This window comes from Pseudomonas danubii (assembly GCF_042980055.1).
In the GTDB taxonomy this organism is placed as follows: domain Bacteria; phylum Pseudomonadota; class Gammaproteobacteria; order Pseudomonadales; family Pseudomonadaceae; genus Aquipseudomonas; species Aquipseudomonas danubii.
The window spans coordinates 375,691-390,959 of the sequence record NZ_CP116502.1 but is presented as its reverse complement, the minus strand read 5'-3'; the positions used below and the strand labels follow the sequence as shown (position 1 = coordinate 390,959).

Sequence of the window (15,269 nt, the reverse complement as noted above, 5' to 3'; positions counted from 1 at the left end):
TTCCTTATCCCAGCTGGGCCAGTGCCTGGCGGAAAGCCGGTGGCAGGTTGTTGCCGAAATGCACCTTGCCGTCGGCCTGGGTGAAGATACCGGTCCTGGCTAGCCATTGTTCGAACTCAGGGGCAGGTTTCAGGCCCAGGGTCTGGCGAGCATAGAGTGCGTCGTGGAAGGACGTGGTCTGGTAGTTGAGCATGATGTCGTCGGAGCCGGGGATGCCCATGATGAAGTTGATCCCGGCCACGCCCAGCAGGGTCAGCAGGTTGTCCATGTCATCCTGATCGGCTTCGGCGTGGTTGGTGTAGCAGATGTCGCAACCCATGGGCACGCCCAGCAACTTGCCGCAGAAGTGGTCCTCAAGGCCGGCGCGGATGATCTGCTTGCCGTTGTAGAGGTATTCCGGGCCGATGAAACCGACCACGGTGTTGACCAGGAACGGCTTGAAATGCCGGGCCACGGCATAGGCGCGGGTTTCACAGGTTTGCTGGTCGATGCCGAAGTGGGCGTTGGCCGAGAGGGCGCTGCCCTGACCGGTCTCGAAGTACATCAGGTTCTGCCCGAGGGTGCCGCGGTTCAGGCTCAGGCCTGCTTCATAGCCTTCCTGGAGCACGTTGAGGTTGATGCCGAAGCTGGCGTTGGCGGCTTCGGTGCCGGCAATCGACTGGAACACCAGATCCAGGGGGACACCGCGATTGATCGCCTCGATGGAGGTGGTGACGTGGGTCAGCACGCAAGCCTGGGTCGGGATCTCGTAGCGCTGGATGATGGCGTCGAGCATTTCCAGCATGGCGCAGATCGAGGCGATGCTGTCGGTGGCCGGGTTGATGCCGATCATCGCATCGCCGTTGCCGTACAGCAGGCCGTCGAGAATGCTCGCGGCAATGCCCGCCGGCTCGTCGGTGGGGTGGTTGGGTTGCAGGCGGGTGGACAGGCGCCCGCGCAGGCCCAGGGTGCCGCGAAACTTTGTCACCACGCGAATCTTCTGCGCCACCAGGATCAGGTCCTGGACGCGCATGATCTTCGACACTGCGGCGGCCATTTCCGGGGTCAGGCCCGGCGCCAGGGCCCGCAGGCTCTGCTCGTCGGCGGCGTCACTGAGCAGCCAATCGCGAAAACCGCCAACGGTGAGGTGGCTGACGGTGGCGAAGGCCTGCTTGTCATGGCTGTCGATAATCAGCCGGGTGACTTCGTCGGACTCATAGGGAATCAGCACTTCTTCGAGAAAGTGCTTGAGGGGGATATCCGCCAGGGTCATCTGGGCAGCGACCCGTTCGCCGTCGTTGAGGGCGGCGACACCGGCCAGAAAATCTCCGGAACGGGCCGGGCTGGCCTTGGCCATGACTTCCTTGAGGCTGTCGAAGCGATAGGTCTGAGAACCTACGCTGTGGGAAAATTGGGCCATCTCAGTCTCCGTTTCAACGATGTAGGGGCGTTGCCGAGTGCTGGCGGATCATCAGGATGCCACCTTCTTCAGCAGGTTTTCCAGACGGTTTCCGGCAGCCCGATGGTGGAGGATGGCAAAGGCCTTTTCCGCCACCAGGCTGCCGCCTTCCAGCGGTGGCAGGCCACCGCTGTAGATGTTCGAAATCACGGTGTATTCGTAGCGAATGTCCGGGTTGCCGCTGAACTGGGCGGCGGCGCGGCGGGCCTGGTCGTCCGGCAGGCGGTAGCCCAGGTAGGCGGACATGCTGCGCGAGGCCAGGGCATCGCCGCCGGGACGCTCGCCGATCAGTACGATGATCAGTTGCGGTTGCAGGGCTTCGCCCACCGACTCCGCCAGCTTGACCCGGCCATAGGGCGCGAGGATCGGCTGGCCGATGCGCAGCTCGCGACTCTGCAGACCGTCCATCAGCACCGGCAGCAGCTCGGGAATGTTGTGGTGGATGGCTTCGGCGCTGAGGCCGTCGGAAATCACGATCTGCACGTCGTTGTATTCCGGTTGCAGGCGCCGCAGCACCTCCTCGGTCAGCCGCGCGCCCAACTCCGGGTCTTGCAGGTGGGCCAGCTTGTCCGGGGCAGCGGTACGCAGCTCGCGCAGGGGAATGGCGCCGATTTCGGCAGGGCGCAGGTCGACGTAGATCGCCTCTCGGGCCACCGCGAGGTTGGCGCGCACGGTCCGCGACACCGCGTTGGCCGGGCGTGGGCCGGCGTTGTCAAAGCCGTAGGTGGCCGGGGTGGATTCGAGCAGGCGCTGGAAGTCGATGTCCGACTCACAGAAGATTCGCGGGTTGCCCCAGTTCGGTCCGCGTTCCACGTTGCCGTGGGCGTCCTCCTGGAAAATCCCCTTGCCCAGGGCCCAGCGCAGGTATTCCGGGGCCGGCGCCAGGTCGTGGACTTCGCGCAGGGTCTGGTTGTCGTGGGCGCTGGTGTCGAAGTAGGCGAGCATGCGGTCGGTGCTCAGGTACACGTCCATGAAGAAGTTGGCGCCGGCGGCGGTCAGCAATTCGGTGGCCATTTGCTGGCCTTCCAGGGTCACCTGGGAGTGCAGGGTGTAGCAGGGCGCCATGCCCATGGGCAGCCCCAGTAGCTTGCCCATGAACTGGTCCTGCAGGCAGGAATAGGTCATCTCGAAGTTGTCGAGGTGGGTTTCCGGGCCGATGAAACCGGTGACGTTGTTCACCATGTACGGCCGATAGCGCCGGGCCAGTCCATAGCACAGGGCTTCGCAGGTGGTCATGTCGATGCCTTCGTGCTTGCCGTAGGTCAGTTCGCTGCCCTGGCCGGTCTCGAAGTACATGAAGTTTTCTGCAACATCGCGCAGCGGGCCGCGCTCGGTCATGGTCTGCCAGGCTTGATCCAGCAACTGCACGGTGACATCGAACTCGTCGGTCAGGGTGCGTTCGGTGCCGGCCAGGCTCTGGAACATGATTTCCACTGGCGCGCCCTGGTCGAGGCAGGCCAGTTGGGTCTTGATGTGGGAGAGCACGCAGATCTGCGTCGGTGCTCCGGTTTCCCTACGCAATTTATCCAGGTGACGCAGGGTGGCGCTGATGTTGTCCACGGTGTCGATGGCCGGGTTAAGGCCGATCAGCGCGTCCCCCGAGCCCATGCTCAGGCCGGTGTAGACCAGCAGCGTGATGCCGCTGAGGTTGTCGGTGGGATGGTTGGGCTGTAGCCGCGACGACAGAGTACCGGGCAGGCCCACCAGGGTCCGGGCCTTGGCCGCCGCGCCGCTCTTGAGCTTTTTCGACAGCAGGATCAGTTCATGCACGTCCAGCAGCTTGGCCAGGGCCGCCACCATGACCCCGGTCAGGGCCGTGCCGATACGGCGTATTTCAGTGCCATGGCTGCGCAGCAGGCGATCTTTCAGGGCGCCCAGGGTCAGGTCGGCGATCTCGCCAAAGACGCTGTGGTCGATGTCGTAGTTGACCTGCATGACGCTGTCGATGCGGCCGTGGCGATCTGTCAGCGGATGCTGGAAGTAGTGATCCAGGGTCAGCTCTGAGAGCACTTTGCGCGCCGCCTCGCGGGTGATTTCATCAGCCGCCGCGAGCCCTGCCACCCGGTCCCCGGCCTTGCTGATGTCGGCGGCGCCGAGCACCGCCTTGAGGCTGGCGAAGCCTATCTCGCGGTCCAGCACCCGGGTGCTGTAGGCCCGTTCGGCAAGCGCTTCGGGAAGGCGGATGTGCTGCAGTGCGGTGAGTGACATGGCAAGACGCTCCTTGGCCGGCATCGGCTCAGTGCACGCCGTAGAAGGCGACGGGCACGATGTGCTGGTGGGGTTTTCCCAGGTTGATGAAGTGTGCCGAACGCTCGCGTACTTCATCGATGACGATCAGGTTGCAAGAACTGCGCCCCCAATCCGTGGCGTAGTTGCCCAGGACCTTGCCGACGTTGCTTTCCAACAGCAGCACCAGCGGCCAGTGCGGGGCGGGTCGTGCTTGCTCCAGGGCGCGGGCCAGGCGTGCGCCCAGCTGTCGGATGTCTTCCAGTCGTGGCGCCTGGCCGTTGTCGAGCAATTGCAGGCAAGCGCCGTCGCAGCTGCTCAGTGCCAGGGCCAGGGCGTCGTCCAGTTGCTGCTCGGTGGCATCCATAGGCAGCCGGGCGACGATGGGCAGGTCCTTGAGCGGCAGCACCTCGGGCTGGGGCAGAAACAGGGTGCTGCCGGAAATCTCGGTGTTGTGCAGGGTCAGGCCGTAGACCGTGGCCCGACCGCGGTTTTCCGGCACCAGTCGGGAGGCCGCCCGCACCAGTCGCGGGTGGCGGGCAATGGCCAGGGCCAGATCGATGCCCAGATCGCCGTAATAGGTGATGCCGGGCATGGGTTCGCCTTGCAGGTGGCGATAGAGCAGCTCGCCCACACCACCGGAAAAAGTCAGGGCCGGGTCGGCATTGCGTGCAGGGAGGATCAGCGGCAGTTGCTCGGTCAGTTGGCCCAACGGGCTGGTAAAGAAGTGGCGATCACCTTCGGCAATGGCGACCAGGGCATCGATGTACCAATTGACCACCGCGTCCAGCTCGGAACGCTCCAGGACCTGTCCGGGATGCTTGCGGATTGCCAGGTGATCGAGCAGTGCCTGACCGAACTCCGATACGCCGCTGAGACGATAACTGCCCGGCTCGAACTGCAAGTGCCGAGCCCCGATGAAATGGCAGCCGCTGGCCAGGACGTTGCCATCCAGGCCCCAGGCGGCGTTGGTGGTGCCCCCGCCGATATCCAGGTTGAGTATCGGTTGCCGAGCGTGGAAGCGGCTCAGCGCCGAACAACTGCCCATGAAGGCCAGCCAGGACTCCAGCCCGCCGTCGTCGGCGCGCGTGATCAGGGCGTTGCCGATCAATTGGCCGACCAGTTGCGCCAGGGCCTGGGCGTTGTGCCGCCGCGCCGCCAGACCGGTGATGATCACACCACCGGAAAACAGCTGTTGCGGGCTTACGCCGGCCTGTTCGAGCCAGGTTTCGATCAGGGCCCGGATCGCGGCTTCATCGATGACCTGGTCCTTGAACGGGGTGAACACCGGCTCGCCACGAAACAGCACCCGTGGCTCGTTGAGGGCCATGCGTCCGGTGATGCAGTGGCTGCTCAGGCTGGCCTGGGCGATCAGCGCGCTGCTGGTGGTGGACCCGAAGTCCAGCCCCAGCAGCAGTACCGATGCGCCGCCCGTGATGGCTTGCATGCAGGCGTTCCTCGCCGCGCCGCAGTCAGGCGGTGGCCTTCTGGCCGGCAGGTTCCGGCGTGTCCAGCGCGGTGCCGCCCAGGTACTCGCCCGGGGCGATGATGCCCGCTGCCCGATCCTGGGCTTCCAGTTGCAGCGCCTTGGGCACCGACAGCCAGTAGGCCAGGCCGACGGCGACGAAGCCGGCGCAGATCTTGCCGATCAGTACCGGCAGGATGATGGTGGGCTGGAAGTTGGCGGTGAAGGACAGGTGGTCCCCCAGCAGGAAGGCGGCGCAGACGCCGAAGGCGATATTCACCACCTTGTCCTTGGGCGGCATGAGGCGCACCAGGCGGAACATGGCGAGGATGTTGGCGATGGTCGCCAGCATGCCGGCGCTGCCCACCGCGCTCAAGCCGATCTTGCCGCCGAGGTTCTCCAGGGGTTTGCCCAGGTACTTGCGCAGCAGGTAGACCATGGGGAAGGCGCCGGCCAGCATGATGCCGATGTAGCCGGCGGTTTCCAGGGCGCGGGTCTGGTCCTGGGCGTCGGCGATGATCGGGTGGAAGCCCCAGCCGCCAAATACCGCGGAGAAGACCCCGGTGAAGTATTCGACGATGGAGAACACCAGCACCAGCTTGATGGCCGCGTCCATGGCGCGGCCGAAGATGATGAAACCCTTGATCATCATGTCCGGCAAAAAGCGCAGGCCCAGGGCCAGGGCCACGACGAAGATCAGGATCGGCAGCAGGTTGGCGAAGATGCTGCCCAGGCCCAGGGCCAGTTGGTAGCTGGCTTCACCGTTGGTGCTCACCAGTTCGCGTACCACCGGGTTGCTGAAGGCCAGGATCAGGCTGGCGATCATCACCCCGACGGGGATGGTGAGGATGCCGGACATGATCCCCAGGGCCATGTACTTGTGGTCGCGCTTGTCGAGCATCGCCAGGCCCATGGGGATCGAGAAGACGATGGTGGCGCCGCCCATGAAGCCGGTGATCAAGGCCATCACCAGGGCTTCCTTGCTGGCGGCCAGGGCCGAGGCCAGCTGATAGCCACCCATGTCCGAGGCGATGATCATGGTCGCCGCCAGGGCCGGATCGGCGCCCAGGGAGTTGAAGAACGGACCGAAGACGGTCTCGATGACCACCGTCAGGTAGGGAATGGAAGCCATGATCCCTGCGGCCGGCACAAAGATGTAGCCGGTGGCATGGATGCCTTCCATGAATTCTTTGCCCAAGCCTCGCTCGCTGTCATAGATGGCGGCGAAGGCACCGATTACGGCGCAGAGCATGATGAGGTAGAGCACGTAGTTGCCGATCTGATCCATTGCGTTTGTCCCTTGTTATTGTTTTTCAAGCAGGGTCTGTGCACGACTGGTTTGGCGCAGAACTTCCGACAGCAGTGTCCCGTCCGGCAAGCCTTCGGCACCGGATCAGAGCAGGTGAACAAGTGCGGCAAGGCCGCCAAAAGGCCTCCCGGCGACCTGGGTCGCCGGGAGGGTCGATCAGAAGAAGCCCAGCGGGTTGATGTCGTAGCTCACCAGCAGGTTCTTGGTCTGCTGGTAGTGGTCGAGCATCATCTTGTGGGTTTCACGGCCAACGCCGGACTTCTTGTAGCCACCGAACGCGGCGTGGGCCGGGTACAGGTGGTAGCAGTTGGTCCAGACGCGGCCGGCCTTGATCCCGCGGCCCATGCGATAGGCGCGGTTGATGTCGCGGGTCCAGACCCCGGCACCCAGGCCGAACTCGGTGTCGTTGGCAATCGCCAGGGCTTCGGCTTCGTCCTTGAAGGTGGTGACGCTGACCACCGGGCCAAAGATTTCTTCCTGGAACACGCGCATTTTGTTGGTGCCCTTGAGCAGGGTCGGCTGGATGTAGTAGCCGCTGGACAGGTCACCGTCGAGTTTCTCCACTTTGCCGCCGGTGAGCAGCTGCGCGCCTTCGTTCTTGGCGATGTCGAGGTAGGAGAGGATCTTGTCGAACTGCTGCTCGGAGGCCTGGGCGCCGACCATGGTGTCGGTGTCCAGCGGATCGCCACGCTTGATCTGTTCGATCTTTTTCATCACCACTTGCATGAATTCGTCGTAGATCGATTCCTGTACCAGGGCACGGGATGGGCAGGTGCAGACTTCACCCTGGTTGAAGAACGCCAGCACCAGGCCTTCGGCAGCCTTTTCGATGAACTTCGGTTCGGCCTGCATGATGTCTTCGAAGAAGATGTTCGGCGACTTGCCGCCCAGTTCCACGGTGGACGGAATGATGTTCTCGGCGGCGCATTTCATGATGTGCGAGCCCACCGGAGTCGAGCCGGTGAAGGCGATCTTGGCGATGCGCTTGCTGGTGGCCAGGGCCTCGCCGGCTTCACGGCCGAAACCTTGCACCACGTTGAGCACGCCCGGTGGCAGCAGGTCGCCGATCACTTCCATCAGTACGGTGATGCCCAGTGGGGTCTGCTCGGCGGGTTTGAGTACCACGCAGTTGCCGGCAGCCAGGGCTGGGGCGAGTTTCCAGGCGGCCATCAGGATCGGGAAGTTCCACGGGATGATCTGCCCGACCACGCCCAGGGGTTCATGGATGTGGTAGGCCACGGTGTTGCCGTCGATTTCCGCGGCGCTGCCTTCCTGGGCCCGCAGGCAACCGGCGAAGTAGCGGAAGTGGTCGGCGGCCAGGGGAATGTCGGCGTTCAGGGTCTCGCGTACCGCCTTGCCGTTGTCCCAGGTTTCGGTGATGGCCAGCAGTTCCAGGTTCTGTTCGATGCGGTCGGCGATCTTCAGCAGGATCAGCGAGCGGGCCTGTACCGAGGTGGCGCCCCAGGCGTCGGCGGCGGCATGGGCGGCGTCCAGCGCCTTGTCGATGTCTTCGGCGGTGGAGCGGGGGAATTCGGCAATCGGCTGGCCATTGACCGGCGAGGTGTTGGTGAAGTACTGGCCTTTGACTGGCGCAACGAATTCGCCGCCGATGTAGTTACCGTACTTGCTCTTGAACGAAACAATAGCGCCTTCAGTACCGGGGTGTGCGTAACGCATGGTGGGTATCTCCTGGCTTTTATGCTTATGGGGGAGGACGCGCTATAGCGCATACCAAGCGTAGAGCAAAGGTCGGGCCAGTGGGGTGCAGGCCATATGAATCAAGGGTTTGCGGATGTTTCGAAGCGGTGCCAACGGCAGCGTGTGACGAATCTGGTACGGCACCGAGTGACAGTTTGTAACCTGGATGGCACAAGCTGTGACTCATGGGTCAAGCCGGCATTGCAATGAAACAGCGGCTGGAGGATGCTGGTTCGCGTGTCGAATCTTGTCGGATAGATCTGATGGTCTGTCCTTCTTTATAGGGCCGATTGCGGCCGGCAGCGGCGCCAGTGTTCCGTCTGAGCGTGACAGCGCATCAGGAGAATAATAAGAAATGCACAGTAGTAATCATCTGAGTCGACATGCCCAGCAGGTGCTGACGGTGGCCCAGGGTAAAGCCCATTTGCAGGGCCCCGGCAGCGATCCTTCCATTGCTCGCTCCTGGCTGCGCTGCCTTGAGGACTATCACCTTGATCCGGCCCAGGCCATGGCCCCCACAGTGCTGGAGCATGGTCGCCTGCTGGAAAGTCGCGAACGCCTGCAGGATGTGCTGCAAATAGCCGGCACCGAGATGGCCAACCTGCACCAGCAGTTGTCCGGCGCGGGCCATGCCGTGCTGCTGACCGATGCCCGGGGGGTGATCCTCAACTGCATCACCGCCCCTAGCGAGCGCAAGATTTTCGAGCATGCCGGTCTCTGGCTGGGCGCCGACTGGAGCGAGGCCCGGGAAGGCACCAACGGCATTGGCACCTGCCTGGTGGAGCGCCAGTCGCTGACCATTCACCAGGGCGAGCACTTCCGTGGCCGGCACACTGGCCTGACCTGCTCGGCGAGCCCGGTGTTCGATCCCCATGGCGAATTGCTGGCGGTGCTGGATGTGTCCTCGGCGCGTCAGGACGTTTCCCGGCAGAGCCAGTTCCACACCATGGCCTTGGTCAATCTCTCGGCGAAAATGATCGAGAGCTGCTATTTCCTGCGTTATTTCGAGAACCAGTGGCTGCTGCGCTTTCATCTACAGGCGGAGTCTGTGGGGCTGTTCAGTGAGGGCTTGCTGGCGTTTGACGGCGAAGGGCGAATCTGTGCGGTGAACCAGAGCGCCCTGAATCTGCTGGGACATATTCGCGGTGGCTTGCTGGGTAAACCGGTGGACAGCTTTTTCGACTGTTCCCTGGATGAATTGCTCAGTCGCGCCAGCATCAATGCCAGCGCCAGTTGGCCCTTGCGTACTCGGGATGGGCGGCGTCTGTTTGCCTTGTTGCGCGGTCAGCCGCACCCGGTATCGCAACCTGCGCCGCGGGTGCCGGCTGGTGTTACGCCGCCGCGCACTTCAAGCATCTGCCTTGGGGATGAAGGGCTGCAGAATGATTTTCGCCGGGCCTCGCGGGTGTTCGAGCGTGATGTGCCGCTGTTGATCAATGGTGAAACCGGCTCCGGCAAGGAGGCTTTTGCCAAGGCCGTGCACCAGGGCAGTGCCCGTTCGGATAAAACCTTTGTCGCCCTCAATTGCGCGGCGATTCCGGAGAGCCTGATCGAGAGCGAACTCTTCGGTTATCGCGGCGGCAGCTTTACCGGGGCGCGCAAGGAGGGCATGCGCGGCAAGTTGCAGCAGGCCGATGGCGGCACCTTGTTCCTCGATGAAATCGGCGATATGCCCCTGGCCCTGCAGACGCGTTTGCTGCGGGTGTTGGAAGATCGCCTGGTGGTGCCGATTGGCGGTGAGCCGCAATCGGTCAACGTGCGGATCATCAGCGCCACCCACCGGGATCTGCTGGAGCGGGTACGCGACGGCAGTTTCCGTGAGGATCTGTATTACCGGCTCAATGGTCTTGAGATCGCGCTGCCGGCCCTGCGTGAGCGCAGCGACAAATCCCAGTTGCTGGACTTTCTCCTGGCCGAAGAAGCGGGCGGGCAACCGGTGGTGCTGGACGAAGCGGCGCGTCAGAGCCTGTTGAGTTATTCCTGGCCGGGAAACGTGCGGCAATTGCGCAACGTCCTGCGAACCCTGGCGGCCTTGTGTGAAAACGGCCGCATTGGTCTGGAAGACCTGCCGCCGCTGATCCGCAACAGCCGCCCGGCGCCAGTTGCCGAGCCGGTTGCTGAAGCGCAGGAGCGCCCCCTGGAGGACGCCGAGCGGGTTGCACTACTGGCAGCCCTGGAGCAACAGCGCTGGCACATGACCCATACCGCCGAACAGCTGGGGGTCAGCCGCAACACCCTCTATAGAAAGCTGCGCAAACACGGTATTGCGCGTTAAACCGCACCTGTGACTGCCGGTACAGGGCCGCTTGCCTTGTGCCAGCGGCGGCAAACGCAACAGCCTCCCGGTCAGCTAATGGGTGCGATTTGCAGCCCTCTAGGCTAACCTGCGCCGATGTTTTATGAGGTCGACTATGCACATCCATATTCTCGGTATCTGCGGCACTTTCATGGGCTCGATGGCGGTTCTGGCTAAAGAACTGGGCCATCACGTCACCGGCTCCGACGCTAACGTCTATCCCCCCATGAGCACCCAGCTGCAAGCCCAGGGCATCGAGCTGACTCAAGGCTATGACCCGGCCCAGCTGGACCCGGCTCCGGATCTGGTGGTGATCGGCAATGCCATGTCCCGGGGCAACCCGGCCGTGGAATATGTGCTGAACAAAGGCCTGCCCTATGTTTCCGGCCCGCAGTGGTTGGCGGACCATGTCCTGCAAGGGCGCTGGGTCCTGGCTGTTGCCGGCACCCACGGCAAGACCACCACCAGCAGCATGCTGGCCTGGGTACTGGAGCATGCCGGCATGAGCCCGGGCTTCCTGATTGGTGGGGTGCCGCAGAATTTCGCCGTTTCGGCCCGCCTGGGCGGCACACCGTTCTTCGTGATCGAGGCCGATGAGTACGACAGCGCGTTCTTCGACAAGCGCTCGAAGTTTGTCCACTACCGCCCGCGCACGGCGATCCTCAATAACCTTGAGTTCGACCATGCGGACATCTTCCCTGACCTGGCAGCCATCGAGCGGCAGTTCCACCATCTGGTGCGGACCATCCCCAGCGAAGGCCTGGTGATTCATCCCACCACCGAACCGGCCTTGCAGCGGGTCATCGAGATGGGCTGCTGGACGCCGGTGCAGACCACCGGTGCCGGTGGTCAGTGGCAGGTCAAGTTGCTCAGTGCCGACGGTTCGGCCTTTGAAGTGATGTTCGAGGGTGTGAGCCAGGGCGTGGTGGAGTGGGAACTGACCGGGCAGCACAACGTGGCCAATGCCCTGGCGACGCTGGCCGCTGCTCGTCATGTTGGCGTGGTGCCGTCGATGGGCATTGCTGGCCTGAGTGCGTTCAAGAGCGTGAAGCGCCGCATGGAGAAGGTCGCTGAAGTGCATGGCGTGACCATCTACGATGACTTCGCCCACCACCCGACGGCCATTGCCACCACCCTGGACGGCCTGCGCAAGCGGGTCGGCGACGCACCGGTGATTGCCATCATCGAGCCGCGCTCCAACTCCATGAAGCTTGGCGCCCACCGTGATGGGCTGCCGGAAAGCGTCAACCAGGCCGATCAGGTGATCTGGTACGCACCGGCCAACCTGGGCTGGGACCTGGCGGCAACGGCGGCCCTGTGTTCGGTGCCATCGATTGTCAGCGACTCTCTGGAAGGCATCATCGAACGGGTGAAAAGCCAGGCCAAGCCGGGCACCCAGGTGGTGATCATGAGTAACGGCGGCTTCGGCGGCCTGCACGGCAAACTGGCCGAGGCACTGCAATGAGCAACGGCCCGGAACGCATCACCCTGGCCATGACCGGTGCCTCGGGCGCCCAGTACGGTTTGCGCCTGCTGGATTGCCTGGTGCGTGAGGATCGGGAAGTGCACTTCCTGATCTCAAAGGCTGCGCAGTTGGTCATGGCCACGGAAACCGATGTGACCCTGCCGCCCAAGCCGCAGATGATGCAGGCCTTTCTCACCGAGTACACCGGTGCGGCGGCGGGGCAGATCCGGGTGTACGGCAAGGAAGACTGGATGTCGCCGGTAGCCTCGGGTTCCGGCTCGCCGGCGGCGATGGTGGTGGTGCCTTGCTCCACCGGCACCTTGTCGGCGATTGCTACCGGGGCTTGCAACAACCTGATCGAACGGGCTGCGGACGTGACCCTCAAGGAGCGCCGGCAGTTGATTCTGGTGCCTCGCGAGGCTCCCTACTCCAGCATTCATCTGGAGCACATGCTCAAGTTGTCGAACATGGGCGTGACTATCCTGCCGGCCTCGCCGGGTTTCTATCATCAGCCGCAGACCATCGATGACCTGGTGGACTTCGTCGTGGCGCGGATTCTCAATCTGCTGAACATTCCCCAGGACATGTTGCCGCGCTGGGGCGAACATCATTTGAGCAGCGATGAATAAATCCCTGCTGATGCTGCTGGCTGCCCTGCAGCTGGGGGGCTGTGCCACGGTCCGCACCTTGAACGCCGCACAACCTGGGGCACCGGTGGTGTATTCGGGGACGCGCCTGGATCTTTATGCCATGCAGGGTGGTTGCTGTGCCATGGACCGCTTTGGCGCCGAGGCACCGAGCTATCCGGGAGTAGACCTGCCGGCCAGTGCCTTGCTCGATACGCTGTTGCTGCCGTTGTCGGTGCTGACAGTGTTGGGGGTGGGGTTTCAGGCAACGGGTGGGTTGTAGTGTTCGTCGGCAAGCCGGCTCCTGCAGCTATGTGCAGGAACCGGCTTGCCGGCGAGGGCTTCATTTACCTAGCTTGCGCAACTCATCGGATTCGACGACCCGAGTGCCGCTTTGCTCTTCCAGGGCCAACCGCCACATGGCGCGTGCCAATTGGCAGGCTTCGATGCCGTGGTACTTGCCCGGGATCAGTCGCGACAACGGGCCGGCCAGTTGTTCGGTCAGGCGCGGTTCGATCCGGTCTCCCAGCAGCAGTGACGGCCGGCAAATGGTCAGCTGTGGCCAGCCCTGCTGTTTAAGGGCCTCTTCCATTTCACCTTTGACCCGGTTGTAGAAAATCGATGACTTGGGGTCGGCGCCCAGGGCGCTGACCACTATCAGGTGCCGCGCGCCCATTTCCAGGGCGCGTTTGCCGAAGGCCACCACCATGTCCAGGTCCACGGCGCGAAAGGCCGCTTCGGAACCCGCCTGCTTGATGGTGGTGCCCAGGCAGCAGAAGGCGATCTCCACCTTGCCGCTTAGTTGCGGCAGAAACACCGCCGGATCGCCGACGGGGTTCTCCAGGCGTGGGTGCTTGCTTAGCGGGCGTCTGCTGGGTGCCAGAACACGAATGATGGTGGGCTCGTTGAGCAGGCGATCGAGTAGATGCTCTCCGGTTAGTCCGGAGGCGCCGGCGAGCAGGATATGCTGAGGCGTCAAGTACATAGTCATTCCCCCTTGATACTGTTTCAGCTTAGTTGCTCTGTGCTTCCTTGCTGCCTATAGAGACACTTTGCAGCGCTTTTCGTGCCTGCTGTTTGCGCAATTGTTGCCAATGCGCGATGACGCCTTTGGGGGCCCAGATCTGTGGTTCTGACGCTTCGAAACCATCGGCCTGTTCACGTTCGGCCACTGTGGCCCGGGCCAGCTTGAAGGCGTGCTCCAGGTCATCGGTCTGGTTCAGTGCCTGGGCGAATAAAGCATCGCCGAAGTAGGTGAAGTCGGCTTCTTCGGAACAGCCGAAAGACACCCGGTCGGCCTGGGAGGCGGTCATGATCAGGGTTCGTTCGTCCTTGAGCGCAGGGATGAAACCGCCCGAGTAGCAGGACGAGATGACAATGATCTTGTCGCGGTTTTTCAGGGGGGCCAAGGCGATGGCCAGTTCATCGGCTGGTAGGTCGGTCAACTCCATGCGCGGCTGATCCAGCACCAGTTCGTGCTCGCTGGTGCCATGGCTGGTGAGGTAGATGAACACCAGGTCTTCGGGGCTGCTGCGTTCGGCCAGGGTCTGTGCGGCGCGGCGCAGGTTCTCACGGGTGGCCATGGGCCGGTTCATCAGGTGGTCCCGGTGGTTGACCAGGCGGATCTGACCGTGGGCGCCGAAGCGGCTCGCGAGCATGTTGCTGACGTAGTCGGCTTCGCGCAGGAAGACACTCTGCTTGCCGTCGCCGGCCAGGGTCAGGCTATAGAGTTCGATGGTTGGGCTGGAGGCAGGCACCGCATCGAGGGCCTCCTTGAGCAGGCGACCCTGGACCAGCAGAGCAGTTTCCAATGGGTCCGGCAGTAGTTTGCCGTCGGCGTCGCGAACCCGCATGCCATTGCTCCAGACACCGCTTTGCACACTGCCATCGCGCAGCACCAGCACACCGTGGCCCTGGTAGTTGTCGCTGTCGAAGCCGCCGATGTAGAAGCTGCCGTCACTGAGGTTCAGTCGTCCTTCGCCGCTGAAGCGCCAGTCGCTGAAGGTGCCGACATAATGGCTGCCATCGGCGCCGATCAGCTCGCCCTTGCCACCCAGGGCACCTTCCTTGAACTGGCCGATCCAGACGTCGCCGTCGGAGTTTTCGTAGCGGCCCTTGCCATTGAGCTGGTTGTGTTTGAAACCACCGACATAAATGTCGCCTTCGGCGCTGTTGAAGGTGCCGTTGCCTTCCAGTTGGCCGTTGACGAAGTTGCCGCTGAACTGGTTGCCGCTGGCATCGCTGCGCTGGCCTTCGCCATTGGGCTTGCCCTTGGCGAATTGCCCCTGGTACTGGCTGCCGTCCTCCAGTTCCAGGCGGCCCAGGCCCGAGTACAGGTCGGCCTTGAACTCGCCGCGATAGGTCATGCCGTCTTCTTTTAGGGTGCCTTCGCCGTCCCGGCGGCCTAGTTTGAAGCCGCCGCTGTAGCTGCTGTCCTTGGTGGTCAAGGTGCCTTGCCCGTGGAACAGCCCTTGCTGGAACTGGCCGCGATAGACCTCGCCATTGCTGCCATGCCATTCGCCCTGGCCATGCCATTGGCCCTTGTCGAACTGGCCGGCGTACCAGCTGCCGTTGGGGTAGTCGATGCGTCCCTGTCCCTGGAGCAGGCCATTGACCAGGTCGCCGCGATAGCGCCCGCCGTCGGGCAGTCGGGCATCGGGCGGCAACAGCGATTCGCCGTCTCCGCAAGCGCTGAGCAAGAGAGTCAAGACCAGGGGTACAAGTGGGCGCATAACGGGTTCCGGAT

Annotated in this window: 11 protein-coding genes; 4 read left to right on the top strand and 7 right to left on the bottom strand. The window is 63.2% G+C overall.

What is annotated here, in order from left to right:
• Positions 1-4 precede the first annotated feature (4 nt).
• The 5 genes from PFZ56_RS01875 to PFZ56_RS01855 form a co-directional block, all read right to left on the bottom strand.
• A complete protein-coding gene (locus PFZ56_RS01875) occupies positions 5-1,399 on the bottom strand; it encodes an ethanolamine ammonia-lyase subunit EutB (protein ID WP_102882345.1) in 1,395 nt (464 codons plus the stop codon).
• Positions 1,400-1,450: 51 nt separating this feature from the next.
• Positions 1,451-3,646 (bottom strand): ethanolamine ammonia-lyase, encoded by a 2,196-nt coding sequence (locus PFZ56_RS01870; RefSeq protein WP_123390328.1) that lies wholly within the window; start codon positions 3,644-3,646, stop codon positions 1,451-1,453.
• 28 nt (positions 3,647-3,674) lie between these two features.
• Positions 3,675-5,111, bottom strand: a complete 1,437-nt coding sequence (locus tag PFZ56_RS01865; RefSeq protein ID WP_110596253.1) for an ethanolamine ammonia-lyase reactivating factor EutA — start codon at positions 5,109-5,111, stop codon at positions 3,675-3,677.
• A gap of 25 nt (positions 5,112-5,136) precedes the next feature.
• Entirely contained in the window at positions 5,137-6,417 is a 1,281-nt protein-coding gene (gene eutH, locus PFZ56_RS01860) for an ethanolamine utilization protein EutH (RefSeq protein WP_102882342.1), read from the bottom strand.
• A gap of 177 nt (positions 6,418-6,594) precedes the next feature.
• Positions 6,595-8,115 (bottom strand): aldehyde dehydrogenase family protein, encoded by a 1,521-nt coding sequence (locus PFZ56_RS01855; protein WP_170002124.1) that lies wholly within the window; start codon positions 8,113-8,115, stop codon positions 6,595-6,597.
• Between the two features lie 376 nt (positions 8,116-8,491).
• On the opposite strand from PFZ56_RS01855, the gene PFZ56_RS01850 reads away from it, so the two are divergent.
• From PFZ56_RS01850 to PFZ56_RS01835, 4 genes are all read left to right on the top strand, one after another.
• Positions 8,492-10,411 (top strand): sigma-54-dependent Fis family transcriptional regulator, encoded by a 1,920-nt coding sequence (locus PFZ56_RS01850; protein ID WP_102882341.1) that lies wholly within the window; start codon positions 8,492-8,494, stop codon positions 10,409-10,411.
• A gap of 136 nt (positions 10,412-10,547) precedes the next feature.
• Positions 10,548-11,897, top strand: coding sequence for a UDP-N-acetylmuramate:L-alanyl-gamma-D-glutamyl-meso-diaminopimelate ligase (mpl, locus tag PFZ56_RS01845; protein WP_102882340.1), 1,350 nt, complete (start codon positions 10,548-10,550; stop codon positions 11,895-11,897).
• Positions 11,894-12,526, top strand: coding sequence for a flavin prenyltransferase UbiX (ubiX, locus tag PFZ56_RS01840; protein ID WP_102865334.1), 633 nt, complete (start codon positions 11,894-11,896; stop codon positions 12,524-12,526). Before mpl ends, ubiX begins: the two co-directional genes overlap by 4 nt.
• Positions 12,519-12,806 (top strand): YceK/YidQ family lipoprotein, encoded by a 288-nt coding sequence (locus PFZ56_RS01835; RefSeq protein ID WP_102865335.1) that lies wholly within the window; start codon positions 12,519-12,521, stop codon positions 12,804-12,806. The genes ubiX and PFZ56_RS01835 overlap by 8 nt, the downstream gene beginning before the upstream one ends.
• Before the next feature lie 60 nt (positions 12,807-12,866).
• Here the strand turns inward: PFZ56_RS01835 and PFZ56_RS01830 are convergent, their stop codons facing one another.
• Both PFZ56_RS01830 and PFZ56_RS01825 read right to left on the bottom strand, forming a co-directional pair.
• Complete coding sequence (locus PFZ56_RS01830) at positions 12,867-13,508, bottom strand: oxidoreductase (protein ID WP_102865336.1); 642 nt, start codon at positions 13,506-13,508, stop codon at positions 12,867-12,869.
• A 28-nt stretch (positions 13,509-13,536) separates the two neighbouring features.
• Positions 13,537-15,255 (bottom strand): C13 family peptidase, encoded by a 1,719-nt coding sequence (locus PFZ56_RS01825; RefSeq protein WP_170002122.1) that lies wholly within the window; start codon positions 15,253-15,255, stop codon positions 13,537-13,539.
• Positions 15,256-15,269 lie beyond the last annotated feature (14 nt).